The sequence below is a fragment of the Zavarzinia marina genome, from assembly GCF_021568905.1.
Lineage (GTDB): Bacteria > Pseudomonadota > Alphaproteobacteria > Zavarziniales > Zavarziniaceae > Zavarzinia > Zavarzinia marina.
The window spans coordinates 455737-473547 of the sequence record NZ_JAKGSB010000001.1; the positions used below are offsets into that span (position 1 = coordinate 455737).

Genomic DNA, 17811 nt, shown 5'->3' on the forward strand with positions numbered 1-17811 from the left:
CTTCCCAACGGCGTTTCCGGGCTTCTAAGATGCGGATCCGCCGGCCTCTCTCGTGCCGGCCGGCCCGCCGTGCCGGAGACCTGCTGGAGATTGTTCTCGATGAAGATTGCCTTTGCCGCCCCGAAGATGCCCGCCAGCGGCACTGTCGCGGTGTTCGTCCTCGACGGCGCCGAACTCGGCCCGACCGCCCAGACCCTCGACAAGCTGACCGCCGGCGCGCTCTCCCGCGCCATGATCGCCGGCCGCTTCAAGGGCAAGCGCGGCGAAACCCTGGAAGTGCTGGCGCCCGGCGGGCTCGACTTCGACCGCGTGATGCTGCTCGGCATCGGCAAGGCCAGCGCGCTCGACGATCTCGCCGCGCAGGCGATCGGCAGCAGCCTGATGGCGCGCGCGGCCTCGGCCGGTGAAGCCGCGACGGTGATGGTCGATACGGTCGATGGCGCCGCCATGGAGCGCGCCGTGATCGCGGCGCATGTCGCCTATGGCGCCCTGCTGCGCGCCTATCGCTTCGACAAATATCACACCAAGAAGACCGAGGACGAGAAGCCGACCCTGAAGAAGCTGACCGTCGCGCTCGAGGGCGAGGCGGCGGCGCGGAAGCTCTTCGCGCCGCTCGAGAAGATCGCCGACGGCGTCTTCATGACCCGCGATCTCGTCTCGGAACCCGCCAACATCATCTATCCCGAAACCTTGGCAAAAGAGGCCAAGGGATTGGAAAAGCTGGGAATCGAAGTTGAGGTGCTGGGCGAGGCGCAGATGCGCAAGCTCGGCATGGGGGCGCTCCTCGGGGTCGGCCAGGGCAGTGCCCGCGAAAGCCAGCTCGTCGTCATGCAGTGGAAAGGCGGCAAGGCCAAGGACGCCCCGGTCGCCTTCGTCGGCAAGGGGGTAACCTTCGACACCGGCGGCATCTCCCTGAAGCCCGCGGGCGGCATGGAAGAGATGAAGTGGGACATGGGCGGCGCCGGCACGGTGGTCGGCCTGATGAAGGCGCTGGCCGGGCGCAAGGCCAAGGTGAACGCCATCGGCATCGTCGGCCTGGTCGAGAACATGCCCTCCGGCACGGCGCAGCGCCCGGGCGATGTCGTGACCTCCATGTCCGGCCAGACCATCGAGGTGATCAATACCGACGCCGAAGGCCGTCTCGTGCTGGCCGATGCGCTCTGGTACTGCCAGGACCGCTTCAAGCCGCAGGTCATGATCGACCTCGCCACCCTGACCGGCGCCATCATCGTCGCCCTGGGGCATGAATTCGCCGGCCTGTTCTCCAACAACGACGAATTGTCGGAAAAGCTGGCCGCCGCCGGCAAGGCGACGGGCGAGGGGGTGTGGCGCCTGCCCATGGGCGAGGCCTATGACAAGATGATCAATTGCGATGTCGCCGACATGCAGAATGTCGGCTCGGACCGCGCCGGCGGCTCGATCACGGCGGCGCAATTCCTCCAGCGCTTCGTCAACGAGGTGCCCTGGGCGCACCTCGATATCGCCGGCACGGCCTGGAGCAAGAAGGAACGCCCGACCGTGCCGCGCGGCGGCACCGGCTGGGGCGTGCGCCTGCTCGATCGCCTCGTCGCGGACAATTACGAAGGCAAGTAAGCCGCCCCATGGCGGAGATCTCCTTCTATCACTTGGAGGCGCGGCCCCTCGAATGGGCCCTGCCGCGCCTCCTGAACCGCGTCGTCGAGGCGGGGATGCGCGCGGTCGTCGTCACGGGCGTCGCCGAGCGTCTACCCTTCCTCGATCAGGCGCTCTGGACCTTCGACGATCAATCCTTCCTGCCTCATGGCCGTGCCCCCGACGATTTCGCCGCTGACGAGCCGATCTGGCTGACCACCGATCCGGCGGAACGCCCGAACGACGCCACCGTCCTGGTGCTGGTCGACGGCGCCGGCCCGGCGGATTTCACCCTCGACGGCTACGCCCGCTGCCTCGACATGTTCGACGGCAAGGACGACGACGCCCGCGCCGCCGCCCGCAGCCGCTGGACCGCCTTCAAACAGGCCGGCCACACAGTCACCTATTGGCAGCAGTCCGCCGACGGCCGTTGGGAGAAGAAGGCGTAGCGCGCGTCCCGTCCTGTCAAAATGAGAACAAAAGAAGAATTTCCGCTTGCGTCGCCCGACGACTCGTGAAAGAACAAAAAAAGAACGATTTTGGTGCGGGAGAACGGCGATGACGGATGCGGTTTTCGATCGGGCGATGGCGGTTATGGCCTGGGCGTGTCGGCCGGGGCTGCTTCTGTTTCCCCTGCTGCTGATCGCGGAAATCGCCGGTCTGGTGCCGATGGAAATGGTCCTGCCCTTCGCCTCCATGGCCCTGATCCACATCGCCGGCCGCCGCCAATGGCTGACCCGCCGCGCCGAACGGGCAGGCGAGGGGGACTGGGTGGAGATTGCTCCGGTCGCCGTTCCGGCGCGGATCGACGCGCGGCGCTGAAGCGGTTCAGTCCGCCGCTTCCATCGCCTCCAATTCCTCGTTGAGGGTCAGCCACTCCAATTCGGCGGCCTCCTGGGCCTTCAGGATCTCGGCGCGCTTCTTGCCCGCCTCGACCATGGCGCCGGCATCGCCGTAGACCTTCGGGTCCGCCATGGCCGCCTCGAGTTTGGCGAGGTCCTTGGCCAGCCGCTCCATCAGGGTCTCGGCTGCCTTGATCTTCCGGGTCAGGGGGGCGCGGGCCTCGCGGGCACGGGCAGCTTCGCGGCGCTGTTCCTTGCGGTCGGCGGCCGAGGCGGCGTCGGCGGTCTTGACCGGGCCGTCCTCGAAACTGCCGGCCAGAACCTGACGGCGGTAATCCTCCATGTCGCCGTCGAAGGCCTTCACCGTGCCGCCGGCGACCAGCCACAGGCGGTCGGCGCAGGCTTCGATCAGGTGGCGGTCGTGGCTGATCAGGATGACGGCGCCCGGATAATCGTTCACCGCCGCCACCAGGGCTTCGCGGGCCTGGATGTCCAGATGGTTGGTCGGCTCGTCGAGGATGATCATGTTGGGCGCGTCGACGGCCATCATGGCGAAGAGGAGGCGCGCCTTCTCCCCGCCCGACAATTGGCCGACCGGCGTATCCGCCAGGGTCGCCCCGAAGCCGAAGGCGCCGAGCCGGCCGCGCACTTCGGTCGGGCTCGCCTTGGGCAGCACCGCCTGCATGTGCTGCACCGGGGTCTCGGTCAGGGTGAATTCGTCCTGCTGGTGCTGGGCGAAGAAGCCGGGGCGCAGCTTGGGCGCGCGAAAGAATTCGCCGCCGGCGGGCGTAAGCCGTCCCGCGATCAGCTTGGCGAAGGTCGACTTGCCGTTGCCGTTGGAGCCGAGGAGGGCGATGCGGTCGTCGGGATCGATGCGCAGCGACAGGTTACGCAGCACCGGCGGCCGGTTCTCATAGGCGACGGCGACGCCGTCCAGGGTGACGATGGGCGGCGACAATTCGTCCTTGCAGGGGAAACGGAACTCGACCCGGCTCTCCCCCGGTAGTTCGGGCAGGGGTTCCATCCTCTCGATCATCTTGATGCGGGCCTGTGCCTGCTTGGCCTTCGACGCCTTGAAGCGGAAGCGGTCGACGAAACTCTGCAGGTGCTTCTTGGCGGCGTCCTGCTTCTGGCGCTGGGCTTCCAGATTGGCGAGCTTTTCGGCCCTGGTGCGCATGAAGCGATCGAAGCCGCCGGCATAGAGGGTCAGCTTGCCCTGATCGAGATGCAGGATATGGCCGACCGCCTTGTTGAGGAGGTCGCGGTCGTGGCTGACCACGATCAGGGTGCGGGGATAGCGCGCCAGGAAGTCCTCGAGCCACAGCGTGCCTTCGAGGTCGAGATAGTTCGTCGGCTCGTCGAGGAGCAGCAGGTCGGGTTCGGCGAAGAGCACGGCCGCGAGCGCCACGCGCATGCGCCAGCCGCCGGAAAAACTGCCCATGGGCCGGTCCTGCGCCGCCTCGTCGAAGCCGAGACCGGCGAGGATGCGGCGTGCCCGCGCCGGGCCGGCATGGGCGCCGATGGCGTTCAGGCGCTCGTGGATTTCGGCCAGTCTGGCACCGTCCGTCTCGGTCTCGGCGGCCTGCATCAGATGGGCGCGTTCCTTGTCGCCGTCCAGCACGACCTGGACCGGCGTCTCGTCGCCGCCCGGTGCCTCCTGGGCGACGGTGCCGATGCGCGCCCCCCGGTCCACGGCGATCTCGCCGTCGTCGGCGTGGATCTGGCCCAGGATCAGGCGCAGCAGGGTGGATTTGCCGGCGCCGTTGTGGCCGACCAGGCCGATGCGATGGCCGTCCGGCACCTGGGCGCCGGCCCGGTCCAGGATGGTGCGACCCGCGATGCGATAGGTGAGACCGTCGATCCGTAACATGGCGGCGCTAATAGCATGGCGCATGCGGGGGCTCAAAGCGCCGCAGTTGCGAAGTCGGTGCCGCTCGGCTAAAAGGCCGCCAACTCGTTGTCACCCCTGTTCATGGAATGGAGCCGATCATGGCCGTCGAACGTACCCTGTCGATCATCAAGCCGGACGCCACCCGCCGCAACCTGACCGGCAAGGTCAACGCCAAGTTCGAGGATGCGGGCCTGCGCATCGTCGCGCAGAAGCGCATCCAGCTGACCAAGGCCCAGGCCGAGGGCTTCTACGCCGTCCATGCCGAGCGCCCGTTCTTCGGCTCGCTGGTCGACTTCATGATCTCCGGCCCGGTCGTGGTACAGGTCCTGGAAGGCGAGGGTGCCGTCCTGAAGAACCGCGAAGTCATGGGCGCCACCAACCCGGCCAACGCCGACGCCGGCACCATCCGCAAGGAATTCGCCGAGTCGATCGAAGCCAATTCGGTCCATGGTTCGGACAGCGCGGAAAACGCCGCCATCGAGATCGCCTATTTCTTCGCCCAAACCGAAATCGTCGGCTGACCGAAGCGATCCCAACGAAAGGGCCCGGCGGCGACGCCGGGCCTTTTTTGTTGAATGCGTCATTCCGGCGAAGGCCGGAATCTTTCGATGGAAGGGCGCGTTTGCCTGGGGGAGATCCCGGCCTTCGCCGGGATGACGACGTTGTGAGGGCGCACCCTACCGATCAATGACGAAGATGTCCTGTCGCGGCGCGGCGGGTGCCGCGCCCGCTTCCTGGCGGAGGTAATAGGCCATCCAGGATTTGACCGCGTCGACATAGGGCTGGGTCGCGGGGATGACCTTGGCCTTGCCCGGCGGGCCGACGCGGGAGCCGCCGTTGTAATGGCTGAGGGCGATGTCGACCGAGCCGTAGCGGTCGATCAGATGGCCGAGGAAGCGGACCCCGGTGCGGATGTTCACGCGGGGATCCCACAGGGTGTCGGGATCGAGGCCGAATTCGCCCCGTGCCGTCGCCGGCATGATCTGCATCACGCCGCGCGCCCCGGCGGGCGAAAGGGCGTTGGAGCGAAAGCCGGATTCGACCTTGGCGACGGCCTTGGCCAGCGCGAAGGAGACGGTGGTGGTGCGCGTCTCCTCTTCCAGGATCTTCATGATCTCGGCCACCTGGGCGGAGGTCGGCGGCGGTACCGCCATGGGGGTCACCGGGCTCTGGGTCTTCGGCGGCGGCGGCTTGGTCGCTTCCTCGATCACATAGGCGAGCACGGCGGGATCGAGCTGCGCCCTCTCGACCGCGTTCATCGCCTGATAATAGCGATAGGCGATGGAAATCCCGTCCGGCAGGCCGAGGAGATGGGCCCGCAGATACCATTCGAAACTGAGGGGCGCATTCTGTTCCAGCACCGTGCCGGTGCCGAGCATCCAGGCGATCGCTTCCGCCGCGCGGGCATCGCCCGCCTGGGCCGCTTCCAGCATGACCTGGGCGTCCTCGAGATCGGCGCGGCCGAGGCGAAGATCGGTGAAGGCCTGGACCACGCGGGCGCGGGCGGGTTCCGCACCGGCGGGCGCATGCAGGCCGGCGGCAAGGAGCGCGGCGATCAGGATCCGTCGCGCCATCGCCGCCGTCTCAGGTCAGGGTGACCCGGGTCCAGGCGTCCCCGGCATAGACCGTGCGCCCGTCCGCCAATGCCGCTTCGCCCGACGCCACCAGGGCGACGGCGGCGGGATAGAGCCGGTGTTCGGCCGCAAGGGTCCGGGCGGCGAGATCGTCCGGGCTCTCGCCCGGCACCACGGGCACCACGGCCTGGCCGATGATCGGCCCCGCATCCATGTCGGCGGTGACGAAATGGACCGAGCAGCCGGAAAAGCGAACCCCGCCCGCCAGCGCCTGTTCGTGGACATGGACGCCCTTGAAGGCGGGCAGCAGGCTGGGATGGATGTTGATCATGCGGCCCAGCCATTTCTCGGTGAAGCCGGGGGTGAGCAGGCGCATGAAGCCGGCCAGTACGACCAATTCGATGCCGGCCTCTTCGAGCGCCGCATCGAGGGCGGCATCGAAGGCGGCGCGCCCGTCATAGGCCTTGTGGTCGATCACCCTGGTCGGAATGCCTGCCGCCTCGGCCCGGGCCAGACCACCGGCGCCCGGCCGGTTCGACAGCACCAGGACGATTTCCGCCGGATAGGCGGGATCGGCGGCGGCGTCCAGCAGGGCGGCCATGTTGGAGCCGCGCCCGGAGATCAGGACAGCGGTACGCCGCCTTCGACCCGTCACGAGACCACCCACATTCGGTCCTGGCCCCACGACCCGGCCGGGCCGATGACCGTCGTCCGGGCGTCGCCCTTTTGTTCGACGATGCGACCGATCACGCCGACGCTCTCGCCCGCCTCGGCCAGCACGGTCATGGCGTCCGGCGCCTTTTCGCGCGAGACGACGGCGATCATGCCGAGACCGCAGTTGAAGGTATGGGCCATTTCCCGCGCCGTCAGGCGGCCGGTCTTCTGCAGCCAGTCGAAGATCGGCGGCCAGTTCCAGCAGCCGGCATCGACTTCGGCCGCCATGCCGTCCGGCAGGACGCGGGGCAGATTGCCGATGATGCCGGAGCCGGTGATATGGGCGAAGGCCTTGACCAGGCCCTGGCGATGGGCGGCGAGGGGGCCCTTCACATAGATCCTGGTCGGGGTCAGCAGGGTGCGGGCCAGGGAAACGCCTTCCTCCACCGGGCTCGGCCCGTCATAGGCTTGATTCTCGCCCTCGACGATGCGGCGCACCAGGGAATAGCCGTTGGAATGGATGCCGGAGGAGGCGATGCCGATCAGAAGGTCGCCGGGCGCCACGTCGGCCCCGGTCAGCAGCCTGTCGCGCTCCACCGCGCCGACCACGAAACCGGCCAGGTCATAATCGCCGTCGGCATAGAGGCCGGGCATTTCCGCCGTCTCGCCGCCGATCAGGGCGCAGCCCGCCATCTCGCAACCCTTGGCGATGCCCTGGATGACGGCGGCGGCCGCCGTCACCTGGAGCCGCGACGAAGCGAAATAATCGAGGAAGAACAGCGGCTCGGCGCCCTGGACGACGAGATCGTTCACGCACATGGCGACCAGATCCTGGCCCACGGTGTCGTGGATGCCGGCGGCGATGGCGATCTTCAGCTTGGTGCCGACACCATCGGTCGAGGAGACGAGGAGGGGATCGGCATAGCCGGCCGCCTTCAGGTCGAAGAGGGCGCCGAAGCCGCCCAGCCCGCCCATGACGCCCGAGCGCAGCGTCGCCTTGGCCGCCGGCTTGATCGCTTCAACCAGGGCGTCGCCCGCTTCGATGTCGACGCCCGCGCCGCGATAGGTATAACCGCTCGTCATGACTTTCCCGATGGAAGGACCCCGGACGCCGGATGCGTGGGGCCGGATGCGGGGACCATACTGAAAACCGTATCATTCTCAAGGTCGGGCGCGGAACATGGAAGGCATGTCGGACTTCGAGGCATTGCTGGCGGAAATCAGGGCGTGCCGCCTATGCGAGACGCATCTGCCGGCGGGGCCGCGGCCGGTGGTGCGCGGCCGCCCGGGGGCGCGCCTGCTGGTCGCCGGCCAGGCGCCGGGGCGCCGGGTCCACGAGACCGGCATTCCGTTCAACGATCCTTCCGGCGATCGCCTGCGCGACTGGATGGGGATCGACCGCGAGACCTTCTACGACGAGCGCCGAATCGCCATCCTGCCCATGGGCTTCTGCTATCCGGGCACGGTGCCGAAGCAGGGCGACCTGCCGCCCAGGCCCGAATGCGCGCCGGCGTGGCGCCAGCGGCTGATGGCCGGCCTGCCCGAGGCGCGGCTGGTGCTGGCGATCGGCGCCTATGCCCAGGCCTGGCATCTGGCGGGCCGGGAGGGGCGCAACCTGACCGAGACCGTGCGCCGGTTCCGGGACTATCTGCCCGATGTCCTGCCGCTGCCGCATCCCTCGCCCCGCAACAACCTCTGGCTCCGGCGGAATCCCTGGTTCGAGGCGGAAGTGTTGCCGGAATTGAAGACCCGTGTCGCCGATCTCGTCGGTTTCGGCGTGCCGACCGCCTTGTGACGCGCGGTTCTCCGGCTATAGTCGCCGGAACGCCACCAACTTCCGGATCGGCCATGTCGATGAAGCGTCTGCTGCCCCTCGTGTTGTTCCTCCATGCGGTCGTCTTCGCCGCGCTGGGGGCGGCAGCCAATGCGCAGACCTTCGGGGTCCAGCCCTTCGCCGAGACCTATCTGGTCGAGGGCGTGCCGGCCAAGGCCAGCGCCGAGAGCCCGCTCGCCGCGCGCGACGCGGCGCTGGCCAAGGCCCAGCGCGAGGCGCTGGACATCCTCTTGAAGCGGCTCGTCGGCCCGGGCGGCGAGGGGCGCCTGCCGGCGGCGACCGACCAGCTCGTGTTCAAGACCATGCTGGGCTTCGAGGTGAAGGAGGAAAAGACCTCGCCCACCACCTATTCGGCGCTGATCTCGGTCGAATTCCGCAAGGCGCCGGTGGACGAACTGCTGGCCGGCACCGGCGTCGCCCATGTCGAGGCGGCGTCGAAGCCGGTGGTGGTGGTGCCCGTCTTCGTCGGCGCCAACGGCTATCCCGTGCTTTTCGACGGCGACAATCCCTGGCGCGATGCCTGGTTCCGCCACGACGGCCGTACCGATCCGCAGCCCCTGGTGGTGCCGATCGGCGATCTGCCGGACATTCAGGCCCTGTCGCCGCAGACCGCCCAGTCGGGTGACCGCGCGGGCTTCGCCATGATCGCCGAGCAATACGACGCCTCCGGCGCGCTGCTGGCGACGGCGCTGCTTGCGGGCGGCAACCTTTCGGTGACGGTCGCGGAGCCGGGGCAGGCGCCCTTCTACAACGGGGCCTTCGAGGCGGGCGACTTCGATGCCGCCGTGACGGAGGCCGCGGCGGCGATCCAGAATCGCTTCCGCAGCATGAACGAGGTGCCGGCCGGTCCGCCCGCCAGCTTGGAAGCGAAGGCGGTCTTCACCGACCTCCGGGGCTGGCGCGACCTGAAGTCCGCGATCGAGGGCACGCCGGCGGTGCGGCGTCTCGTCGTCCGCCGGCTTCTCGTCGGCGAGGCGGCGGTCACCCTGAACTATCAGGGCGATCCGGCCAGCCTGCGCGCGGCCCTGGCGCAGCGCGGCGTCGCCCTCGAAACCGGGGCCGGCGGCGGCTGGGCATTGCGCGCGGGGGCGCCGACGTTCGCGCCCTTCGTGGCCGAGCCGCCCGGATTCGGCGCCTTCGACGACGCGGCGCAGCCGCCGCCGGTCCTGTTCCCGCCGTCCGCGCCGCCGCCGGAACCCCAGCCGACACCGGACGACGGCGGGACCTTCGGCCCGGATTTCCTGTTCCAGTGAGGCCGTCGGGCCGGCCGCCCCTTGCACACATGATGCCTCGAGCACAGAAGACGCCCACGGCGAACAAGACGCCCATGAAGCCTCGCCCATGATCAATCTCGCCAACGCGATCACCCTGGGGCGGCTGGTGGCCGTGCCGGTGATCGTCTGGATGCTGGTCGCCGGGCGCCACGACGCCGCCTTCTGGCTGTTCGTGATCGCCGGCATCTCGGACGGCGTGGACGGTTTCCTGGCAAAGCGTTGCGGCATGGAGACGGCGCTCGGGCGCTATCTCGATCCGCTGGCGGACAAGGCGCTGCTCGTCTCGATCTACGGTACCCTCGGGCTTCAGGGCCATCTGCCCAGCTGGCTGGTGATCCTGGTGATTTCGCGCGACGTGCTGATCGTCGGCGCCGTATTGCTGTCCAGCGCCGTGGAACATCCGGTGGAGATCCGGCCGACCCTGGTGTCCAAGGCGAATACGGTGGCGCAGATCATGCTGGCGGTCTGGATCCTGGCGCATTTCGCTTTCGATTTCTCGCCGCTGGCGGACAATGTGACCGGGGTGCTGATGTGGTCGGTCGCGGTAACCACCGCCGTTTCCTGGTATCGTTACCTGGTGATCTGGCTCGACGACATGGCCGGAATGGAGCGTTAGAGATGAGCGCGCGTCAGCAAATGATGTTCTGGCTCGCGGCCGTCGTCCTCTTCGGCCTCGGACTCTGGGCGCTCGCGCCCGTGCTGCTGCCCTTCGTCGTCGGCATGGCCATCGCCTATCTGCTCGATCCCCTGGTCGACCGGATGGAGCGCTGGGGCATCGGCCGGGCGCTCGGCGCCGCGCTGATCATGGCGGGCGCCGTGCTCTTCCTGCTGATCGTGCTGGTGGCCCTGTTCCCGCTGGTGCGCGACCAGTTCCTCGCCCTCGGCCAGGCCATGCCGGATCTGCTGGACCGGACCCAGGCGGCGGCGCGCGAACTCTTCGAGGGCGCGATGTCGGAATTGAGCCGCCGCCAGCAGGACGCGGTCGCCACCGGCATCGACGAGATCGGCAAGAACGCCGTCGCCATGGTCGGCAATGTCCTGTCGCAGCTCTGGTCGGGCGGGCTCGTCGTCGTCGACTTCCTGTCGATCATGCTGATCACGCCGGTCGTGGTCTTCTATCTGCTGCGGGATTGGGAGAAGGTGATCGCCGCCATCGACGGCTGGCTGCCGCGCGATCACGCGCCGACCATCCGCGAACAGGCGCGGCTGGTCGACAAGGCGCTGGCCGGCTTCGTGCGCGGGCAGATCATGGTGTGCCTGATTTCCGGCACGCTCTATGCCCTCGGCTGGACCGTGGCGGGTCTGAACTTCGGGCTCATCATCGGACTGATCGCCGGCTTTCTCGCCTTCATTCCCTATGTCGGCGGGCTGGTCGGCCTGACCCTCGCGGTCGTGGTCGGGGTCGGCGACTTCGGCCTCGACTGGATCCGGCTCGGCTCCATCCTCGCCGTCTATCTGGTGGTTCAGGGGGTGGAAGGGACCTTCATTCAGCCTTGGCTGGTCGGGCGCAGTGTCGGATTGCACGATCTCTGGATCATCTTCGCGCTGCTCGCGGGCGGCGCGCTGTTCGGTTTCATCGGCGTCCTGATCGCCGTGCCGGCGGCGGCGGCCTTCGGGGTATTGGTGCGTTTCGCGCTGAACCGCTACCTCGAAAGCGGCTTCTACAGGGGGACGGCGCCGGATGACGACACGTGACGCACCCCCGCCCGAACAGATCCCCCTGGACCTGCCGTTCCGCGCCGCCCTCGGCCGGGACGATCTGATCGTCCATGCCGGCAATGAGACGGCGGTGCAATGGCTGGGGCGCTGGCCGGACTGGCCCGGGCGCATTCTCGCCCTGATCGGGCCCGCCGCCTCGGGCAAGAGCCATCTCTCCAGCGTCTGGGCGGCCGACGCCGGCGCGCTGCGCCTCGGGCCGGGCGCGCTTTCGGTCGCCGTCGTGCCCGATTTCGCGGGTCATCCCGTGCTGATCGAGGATGCGGACGGCATGGCCGACGAGACGGCCCTGTTCCATCTGATCAACCTGACCCGCGAGCGCGGCGGCAGCCTGCTGCTGACCGCCCGTTCGGCACCGGCGCGCTGGCCGGTCACGCTGCCGGACCTGCGCTCGCGCCTCGGCGCCGTGCCGGTCGCCCGCCTCGGCCTGCCGGACGAGGAGACCCTGAAGGCCCTGATGGCCAAGCTGCTGGCCGACCGCCAACTGGCGCTGGAGCCCCGGCTGCTGGACTGGGTGGTGACGCGGATCGACCGGACGCCGGCTGCCGTCGCGGCCATGGTGGCGGCGCTGGACCGTGAGTCCCTGAAGGTCGGCGGAAAGCTGGGGCCCGGGCTGGTGCGGCGCGTGGTGGCGGCGCGATCGACGGCGGAAAATCCCGATGATGCCGCCGATCATGCTGCGGCGCCATGAGACTGTAATCTTGCTATTGTAGCTTGCGCGCCATAATCCCCCAAATTTCGAGGAGCAGCCGCCGTGACCGACCAAGCAGCGACCCATGCGAAGGATGACGACGGTACCCCGGCCGAGCTGGACGGCGTCACCATGGTGCCCCAGATCGAGTTGACCAGCCCGGACCGCTTCATCAACCGCGAGCTTTCGTGGCTGGCCTTCAACAACCGCGTGCTCGAGGAAGCCTGGAACGTCCGCCACCCGCTGCTGGAACGCCTGCGTTTCCTGTCGATCTCGGCCAACAACCTCGACGAATTCTACATGGTCCGCGTCGCCGGCCTGCGCGCGCAGCACCGTGCCGGGGTCGAGACGCTGAGCTTCGACGGCCTGACCCCCGCCCAGCAACTCGTCGAGATCAACGCCATGGCGAGCAAGCTGATGGCGGACCAGCAGCGTTGCTGGATCGACCTCAACCACGAAATGCGCGCCGCCGGCATCTTCGTCCTGGCGCCCGACGAACTGACCGCCGCCGAGACGGAATGGCTGTCCCAGCGGTTCCTCGACTACATCTTCCCGGTGCTGACGCCGCTGGCGGTCGATCCGGCCCATCCCTTCCCCTTCATGCCGAACCTCGGCTTCGCCATCGTCCTGCAGCTGAAGCGCAAGTCCGACGGCCAGGTGATGCGCGCCCTGCTGCCGCTGCCCAGCCAGATCGAGCGCTTCATCCGCCTGCCGGGCGAGGGCATCCGCTTCATCAGCCTCGAGAATACGGTCGGTCTCTTCTTCGATCGCCTGTTCCCGAATTACGAGCTGACCGGCAAGGGGCAGTTCCGCATCATCCGCGACAGCGACATGGAGATCGAGGAAGAGGCGGAGGACCTCGTCCTCGTGTTCGAGACGGCGCTGAAGCGCCGGCGCAAGGGCGTCGTCATCCGCCTGAAGATCGACGGTTCCATGCCCGAGGACCTGCGCCGCTTCGTCATCGAGGAGATGGAGGCGACGGAGACCGCCGACGTCGTCGTGGTCGACGGCATTCTCGGCCTCGCGGACACCAAGCAGTTGATCACCGACGACAGGCCGGAGCTGAAGTTCACGCCTTACAATGCCCGATTTCCCGAACGCATCCGCGACTTCGGCGGCGACTGTTTCGCCGCCATCCGTTCCAAGGATATCGTCGTCCACCACCCCTACGAGAGCTTCGACGTGGTGGTCCAGTTTCTTCGCCAGGCTGCGCAGGATCCTGCGGTCGTCGCGATAAAGCAGACCCTGTACCGCACCTCCAACGACAGCCCGATCGTCAAGGCCCTGATCGAGGCGGCCGAGGCCGGCAAGGTGGTGACCGCCCTGGTCGAGCTGAAGGCGCGCTTCGACGAAGCCGCAAACATCAAATGGGCGCGCGACCTCGAACGGGCCGGCGTTCAGGTCGTCTACGGCTTCCTGGAATTGAAGACCCACGCCAAGATCAGCCTCGTGGTACGCCGCGAGGCGGGCGGCCACTTGGCCACCTACACCCATTTCGGCACGGGCAACTACCACCCGATCACCGCGCGCATCTACACCGACCTGTCCTATTTCACGGCGGATCCGGTGCTGGGCCGCGACGCCGCCTATCTCTTCAACTTCCTGACCGGCTATGCCCGGCCGGAACATCTGGTGAAGCTGGCGGCCTCGCCCGATACGCTGCGTCCGACCCTGCTGCGCCTGATCGACGAGGAGATCGAGCACGCCAAGGCCGGCCGCCCGGCCGAGATCTGGGCCAAGATGAACAGCGTGGTCGATCCCACCATCATCGACGCGCTCTATCGCGCGTCCCAGGCGGGCGTCGAGATCCATCTGGTGGTGCGCGGCATCTGCTGCCTGCGTCCGGGCGTGCCGGGCCTTTCCGAGAACATCCACGTGAAGTCGATCGTCGGCCGCTTCCTCGAACATTCCCGCGTCGTCTGCTTCGGCTCCGGCCACGAGATCCCCTCGGCCCATACCAAGGTCTTCATCTCCTCCGCCGACTGGATGCCGCGCAACCTCGATCGCCGGGTCGAAACCCTGGTGCCGATTCTCAACCCGACCGTGCACGCGCAGATTCTCGATCAGATCATGATCGCCAATCTGAAGGACGAAGCGCAGTCCTGGGAGCTGAAATCCGACGGTACCTTCGTACGTATTCCGGTGAAGGACGGCGCGTTTTCGGCGCATAACTACTTCATGACAAATCCGAGCTTGTCGGGTCGCGGCAAGGCGCTTAAGACCGGCCAGGCGCCGCGTCTGGTGCTGGATGAATAGCGACTTGGAAAGTGATGAGTATCGCTGAGGCTGCGACACAACAAATACATGGAAGATACACGGGGCGGGTTGGGGTCGTGGACATCGGCTCCAATTCGGTCCGGCTCGTCGTCTATGAGGGGGGCGGGAGAAACCCCGCCGCCATGTTCAACGAAAAGGTGCTGGCCGGGCTCGGCCGGCGCCTTTCTTCCACCGGCCGCCTCGACGAGGACGGCCTGAAATCCGCCTATGCCGCGATCGAGCGTTTCACCGCGCTCGCGAGGGTCATGGGGGTGCGCCATCTCGACATCGTCGCCACCGCCGCGGTCCGCGACGCCGAGGACGGCGCCGATTTCGTGACCCGCGCGACCGAGATCGCCGGCCATCAGGTCCGCGTGCTCTCGGGCCAGGAGGAAGCCTATTTCTCGGCCGAAGGCGTGATCTCGGCGATTCCCGATGCCGACGGGCTGGTCGGCGACCTCGGCGGCGGCAGTCTCGAGGTGGTGCTGGTGGGCCGTGGCCAGGTCGGCGCCCAGGCGACATTGCCGCTGGGCCCGCTTCGCCTCGCCGAAGTGGCGCAGGGCGACAGGGCCAAGGCCAGCGCCGTCATCGACCAGGCCCTGACGGGCCTGCCCTGGCTCGACCAGGTGAAGGGGCGCAGCTTCTACGCCGTGGGCGGGGCCTGGCGCGCGCTGGCCAAGATCCACATGGCCCAGGTCTCCTATCCGCTCCGCGTGCTGCACAATTACCGCATCATGCGCGGCGACGTGCGCGACATGTCGCGGGTGATCTCCAATCTCTCGCGCGAGAGCCTGGAGCGAATCTCGGGCCTGTCGCGCCGGCGCCTGGACACGCTGCCGCTGGCCGCCCTGATCCTCGACCGGGTGCTGAAGGCGACCAAGCCCCGCGATGTCGTGTTCTCGTCCTATGGCCTGCGTGAAGGCCTGCTCTACAGCCGTCTGCCCAGCCGCGAGCGCGATCTCGACCCGCTGATCGAGACATCGACCCAGATGGGGGCGCGCATGGGCCGTTTTGCCGAGCACGGCGACGAGATGGCGCGCTGGACCGCCGGCCTCTTCGCCGACGAGAGCCCGGCGGAGGAGCGCCTGCGCCGGGTCGCCTGCCACCTGTCCGACATCGGCTGGCGCGGCCATCCCGACTATCGGGCCCAGCAGAGTCTGTTCGAGATCCTGCGCGGGCCTTTCGTCGGCATCGATCATCCGGGACGGGCCCAGGTCGCGCTGGCGATCTATGCCCGCTATGACGGCGACATCGAGGCTGGTGCCTGCCGTCAGGCTTCCGCCGTGCTCGACGACCGCGAGGTGCTGCGCGCCCGCGTGCTGGGCGGGGCGCTGCGCCTCGGCCACGTTTTGACCGGGGGCACGCCGGGCATCGTCCACGATTGTCCGCTGGCGGTGGAAGGGGATGCCCTGGTGCTGCGCCTCGCGCCGCGCCACGCCGGGCTGGACGGGGAGGTGGTGCAACGCCGCCTGGCCGCGGTCGGCCGGCTGCTCGGCCTCGCAACCAGGGTGGCGGTGGACGTCTGAGGCCTCAGGTCCCGAGGTGGGGCGCGGCCATTGCGGCCGCGCTCTCCTCGACCAGGCGGCGCTGCTGGGCGCGGCGCAGGCGCCGATGCAGGCGCACGGTCCAGACCAGTTCGACGATCAGGACGGCGATGCCGATCAGCACCCAGCCCGCTTCGCCGCTGTTCACCGTGGCGAGAAGCCCGAAATCATAGATGCCGTGCAGCAGGACAGGCACAATCAGGGCGCGGGCGATCATGCCGCGCGCCGCTTCCGGCTCGAAATGGGCGCGGGCGATGTAGAAACCCATGATCGCGCCCAGCATGGCGTGGCCCGGCACGGCCGAGAAGGCGCGCACCAGCGCGATGCCCAGCCAGCCGTCGCCGCCGCCCGCGACATAGAGCACATTCTCGAAGGTGGCGAAGCCGAGCGAGGCGACGACGCCGTAGACGAGGCCGTCCATCGGCTCGTCGAAGGCCTTGAGCCGGCGCGAGAAGCCGAGCAGCACGGCGAGCTTCAAGGCTTCCTCGGGCAGGGCGGCGAGGATGAAGGCCTGAACCCCGGCAAGCGCGAAGGGATCGGTCACCCGCGGCTCCAGCAGGTTCTGCAGGGGCACGACGATCGCCAGCACCGGCGCAACCGTCGCCACGCCGAAACCGAAGGTGCCGAGAATGCCCCCCCAGGGCTCCGGAAAACGGTCGCTGCGGATGAAATAGACCAGCAGGAAGAGGGACGGCAGCAGCGCCGCGCCGATCATGGTCAGGTCGGCCATGGCGCGCGCCGTCCGCCGTTCACTCGTCGAGACGGATGAGCTTGATCCGCCGGCCCTCGGCCGCCAGCGCCAGCTTGCCGGTCTTCAGCGCCAGCGCCGCCTCGCCGAAGACCTGGCGGCGCCAGCCGCTCAGGGCCGGGACATCCGCCTCGTCGTCGCCGGCGATGCGTTCCAGGTCCGCCGTATTGGCGACCAGCTTCTGGGCGACGCCGTGGCGCTCGCACTGGAGCTTCAGCATGACCTTGAGGAGTTCGACCAGGGGGCCGACGCCGCGCGGCGTCTCCACCGGCTTTTCCGCCTCCGGCAAGTCTTCGTCGGGGCATTCGAGGCCGAGGCGCACCGCTTCCAGCAGGGAGGGGCCCAGCTTGCCGTCGGCGAAGCCCTTGGGCACGCCGCGCGACTGCTTCATCTCGTCGATCGAATGGGGCGGATGGGCCGCCAGTTCGAGGAGCGCGTCGTCCTTCAGCAGGCGCCCGCGCGGCAGGTCGCGGGCCCGCGCCTCGGTCTCGCGCCAGGCCGCGACCTCGCGCAGGATGGCCAGAAAGCGGCGGTTGGTGGTCCGCGTCTTGATGCGCTGGAAGGCCTGGCGCGGCTCGACGATATAGGTGGCGGGATCCATCAGGATCGCCATCTCCTCGTCCAGCCATTCGGTGCGGTCGCTGCGTTCCAACTCGCCCGCCAGATTGTCGTAGACCTTGCGCAGGTGGGTGACATCGCCGATGGCGTATTGCAGCTGGCGGTCGGTGAGGGGGCGGCGCGTCCAATCGGTGAAGCGCGACGACTTGTCGAGGCTGGCACGCGCGATCTTCGACACCAGGGTCTCGTAGGAGACGCTGTCACCATAGCCGCAGACCATGGCCGCCACCTGGGTGTCGAACAGCGGCTCAGGGATCCGGCCGGAGATCTTCAGAAAGATCTCGATGTCCTGGCGCGCGGCATGGAAGACCTTGAGGACGTTCGGATCGGCCATGAGGTCGAGCAGGGGCTGCAGGTCGATCAGCGGCGCCAGCGGGTCGATGATGGCGGCGACGTCCGGTCCCGCCACCTGCACCAGGCACAGCTTCGGCCAATAGGTGTTGTCGCGCAGGAATTCCGTATCGACGGTGACATATTCGGCCTTCTTGAGGCGATCGACCAGCGCGGTCAGCGCCTCGGTGTCGGTGATGTGGAGAAAGCCTTTCGCCATCTTTGAAA

The 17811-nt window shown here is 68.2% G+C and carries 17 protein-coding genes; 11 read left to right on the forward strand and 6 right to left on the reverse strand.

All coding sequences use genetic code 11. From position 1 onward, the window contains the following. Positions 1 to 99: 99 nt before the first annotated feature. The 3 genes from L2U69_RS02170 to L2U69_RS02180 all read left to right on the forward strand — a co-directional run bounded on the left by L2U69_RS02170 (position 100) and on the right by L2U69_RS02180 (position 2433). A complete protein-coding gene (locus L2U69_RS02170) occupies positions 100 to 1593 on the forward strand; it encodes a leucyl aminopeptidase (protein ID WP_236104707.1) in 1494 nt (497 codons plus the stop codon). Between the two features lie 8 nt (positions 1594 to 1601). After that, positions 1602 to 2060 (forward strand): DNA polymerase III subunit chi, encoded by a 459-nt coding sequence (locus tag L2U69_RS02175; protein ID WP_236104708.1) that lies wholly within the window; start codon positions 1602 to 1604, stop codon positions 2058 to 2060. A 109-nt stretch (positions 2061 to 2169) separates the two neighbouring features. Beyond that, complete coding sequence (locus tag L2U69_RS02180; RefSeq protein ID WP_236104709.1) at positions 2170 to 2433, forward strand: hypothetical protein; 264 nt, start codon at positions 2170 to 2172, stop codon at positions 2431 to 2433. A gap of 6 nt (positions 2434 to 2439) precedes the next feature. Here the strand turns inward: L2U69_RS02180 and L2U69_RS02185 are convergent, their stop codons facing one another. Then, positions 2440 to 4347, reverse strand: a complete 1908-nt coding sequence (locus tag L2U69_RS02185) for an ABC-F family ATP-binding cassette domain-containing protein (RefSeq protein WP_236104710.1) — start codon at positions 4345 to 4347, stop codon at positions 2440 to 2442. A gap of 95 nt (positions 4348 to 4442) precedes the next feature. Here L2U69_RS02185 and ndk point away from each other — a divergent pair, with 95 nt between their 5' ends. Continuing rightward, a complete protein-coding gene (gene ndk, locus L2U69_RS02190; protein WP_236104711.1) occupies positions 4443 to 4865 on the forward strand; it encodes a nucleoside-diphosphate kinase in 423 nt (140 codons plus the stop codon). Positions 4866 to 5021: 156 nt separating this feature from the next. Here ndk and L2U69_RS02195 read toward each other — a convergent pair whose 3' ends face one another. The 3 genes from L2U69_RS02195 to purM are packed head-to-tail and all read right to left on the reverse strand — an operon-like array spanning position 5022 to position 7655. Then, positions 5022 to 5918, reverse strand: a complete 897-nt coding sequence (locus tag L2U69_RS02195) for a lytic transglycosylase domain-containing protein (protein WP_236104712.1) — start codon at positions 5916 to 5918, stop codon at positions 5022 to 5024. 10 nt (positions 5919 to 5928) lie between these two features. Then, on the reverse strand, positions 5929 to 6573 hold the full coding sequence (gene purN, locus L2U69_RS02200) for a phosphoribosylglycinamide formyltransferase (protein ID WP_329605355.1): 645 nt from the start codon (positions 6571 to 6573) through the stop codon (positions 5929 to 5931). After that, the gene (gene purM, locus L2U69_RS02205) at positions 6570 to 7655 is read right to left on the reverse strand and encodes a phosphoribosylformylglycinamidine cyclo-ligase (protein WP_236104713.1); all 1086 of its coding nucleotides are present in this window, start codon (positions 7653 to 7655) and stop codon (positions 6570 to 6572) included. Before purM ends, purN begins: the two co-directional genes overlap by 4 nt. Before the next feature lie 97 nt (positions 7656 to 7752). Here purM and L2U69_RS02210 point away from each other — a divergent pair, with 97 nt between their 5' ends. The 7 genes from L2U69_RS02210 to ppx all read left to right on the forward strand — a co-directional run bounded on the left by L2U69_RS02210 (position 7753) and on the right by ppx (position 15869). Continuing rightward, a complete protein-coding gene (locus L2U69_RS02210; RefSeq protein WP_329605356.1) occupies positions 7753 to 8367 on the forward strand; it encodes a uracil-DNA glycosylase family protein in 615 nt (204 codons plus the stop codon). A gap of 53 nt (positions 8368 to 8420) precedes the next feature. Then, positions 8421 to 9659, forward strand: coding sequence for a DUF2066 domain-containing protein (locus L2U69_RS02215; protein WP_236104714.1), 1239 nt, complete (start codon positions 8421 to 8423; stop codon positions 9657 to 9659). A gap of 88 nt (positions 9660 to 9747) precedes the next feature. Next, positions 9748 to 10296, forward strand: a complete 549-nt coding sequence (locus L2U69_RS02220) for a CDP-alcohol phosphatidyltransferase family protein (RefSeq protein WP_236104715.1) — start codon at positions 9748 to 9750, stop codon at positions 10294 to 10296. Between the two features lie 2 nt (positions 10297 to 10298). Beyond that, positions 10299 to 11375, forward strand: a complete 1077-nt coding sequence (locus L2U69_RS02225) for an AI-2E family transporter (protein ID WP_236104716.1) — start codon at positions 10299 to 10301, stop codon at positions 11373 to 11375. Beyond that, a complete protein-coding gene (locus L2U69_RS02230) occupies positions 11362 to 12087 on the forward strand; it encodes a P-loop NTPase family protein (RefSeq protein ID WP_236104717.1) in 726 nt (241 codons plus the stop codon). The genes L2U69_RS02225 and L2U69_RS02230 overlap by 14 nt, the downstream gene beginning before the upstream one ends. Before the next feature lie 132 nt (positions 12088 to 12219). Then, positions 12220 to 14343, forward strand: coding sequence for an RNA degradosome polyphosphate kinase (locus L2U69_RS02235; RefSeq protein WP_236105758.1), 2124 nt, complete (start codon positions 12220 to 12222; stop codon positions 14341 to 14343). Positions 14344 to 14357: 14 nt separating this feature from the next. Continuing rightward, a complete protein-coding gene (ppx, locus tag L2U69_RS02240) occupies positions 14358 to 15869 on the forward strand; it encodes an exopolyphosphatase (RefSeq protein WP_236104718.1) in 1512 nt (503 codons plus the stop codon). A 4-nt stretch (positions 15870 to 15873) separates the two neighbouring features. Here ppx and L2U69_RS02245 read toward each other — a convergent pair whose 3' ends face one another. Both L2U69_RS02245 and rnd read right to left on the reverse strand, forming a co-directional pair. Continuing rightward, the gene (locus L2U69_RS02245) at positions 15874 to 16617 is read right to left on the reverse strand and encodes a PrsW family intramembrane metalloprotease (RefSeq protein ID WP_236104719.1); all 744 of its coding nucleotides are present in this window, start codon (positions 16615 to 16617) and stop codon (positions 15874 to 15876) included. Between the two features lie 19 nt (positions 16618 to 16636). Then, positions 16637 to 17803, reverse strand: a complete 1167-nt coding sequence (rnd, locus tag L2U69_RS02250; protein ID WP_236104720.1) for a ribonuclease D — start codon at positions 17801 to 17803, stop codon at positions 16637 to 16639. Between the last annotated feature and the right edge of the window lie 8 nt (positions 17804 to 17811).

Excerpts from the sequence above, each read along its gene's own strand:
- L2U69_RS02170 (WP_236104707.1), top strand. The coding sequence starts at position 100 with ATGAAGATTGCCTTTGCCGCCCCGAAGATGCCCGCCAGCGGCACTGTC.
- L2U69_RS02175 (WP_236104708.1), top strand. The coding sequence starts at position 1,602 with ATGGCGGAGATCTCCTTCTATCACTTGGAGGCGCGGCCCCTCGAATGG.
- L2U69_RS02180 (WP_236104709.1), top strand. The coding sequence starts at position 2,170 with ATGACGGATGCGGTTTTCGATCGGGCGATGGCGGTTATGGCCTGGGCG.
- L2U69_RS02185 (WP_236104710.1), bottom strand. The coding sequence starts at position 4,347 with ATGCGCCATGCTATTAGCGCCGCCATGTTACGGATCGACGGTCTCACC.
- ndk (WP_236104711.1), top strand. The coding sequence starts at position 4,443 with ATGGCCGTCGAACGTACCCTGTCGATCATCAAGCCGGACGCCACCCGC.
- L2U69_RS02195 (WP_236104712.1), bottom strand. The coding sequence starts at position 5,918 with ATGGCGCGACGGATCCTGATCGCCGCGCTCCTTGCCGCCGGCCTGCAT.
- purM (WP_236104713.1), bottom strand. The coding sequence starts at position 7,655 with ATGACGAGCGGTTATACCTATCGCGGCGCGGGCGTCGACATCGAAGCG.
- L2U69_RS02210 (WP_329605356.1), top strand. The coding sequence starts at position 7,753 with ATGGAAGGCATGTCGGACTTCGAGGCATTGCTGGCGGAAATCAGGGCG.
- L2U69_RS02215 (WP_236104714.1), top strand. The coding sequence starts at position 8,421 with ATGTCGATGAAGCGTCTGCTGCCCCTCGTGTTGTTCCTCCATGCGGTC.
- L2U69_RS02220 (WP_236104715.1), top strand. The coding sequence starts at position 9,748 with ATGATCAATCTCGCCAACGCGATCACCCTGGGGCGGCTGGTGGCCGTG.
- L2U69_RS02225 (WP_236104716.1), top strand. The coding sequence starts at position 10,299 with ATGAGCGCGCGTCAGCAAATGATGTTCTGGCTCGCGGCCGTCGTCCTC.
- L2U69_RS02230 (WP_236104717.1), top strand. The coding sequence starts at position 11,362 with ATGACGACACGTGACGCACCCCCGCCCGAACAGATCCCCCTGGACCTG.
- L2U69_RS02235 (WP_236105758.1), top strand. The coding sequence starts at position 12,220 with ATGGTGCCCCAGATCGAGTTGACCAGCCCGGACCGCTTCATCAACCGC.
- ppx (WP_236104718.1), top strand. The coding sequence starts at position 14,358 with ATGAGTATCGCTGAGGCTGCGACACAACAAATACATGGAAGATACACG.
- L2U69_RS02245 (WP_236104719.1), bottom strand. The coding sequence starts at position 16,617 with ATGGCCGACCTGACCATGATCGGCGCGGCGCTGCTGCCGTCCCTCTTC.
- rnd (WP_236104720.1), bottom strand. The coding sequence starts at position 17,803 with ATGGCGAAAGGCTTTCTCCACATCACCGACACCGAGGCGCTGACCGCG.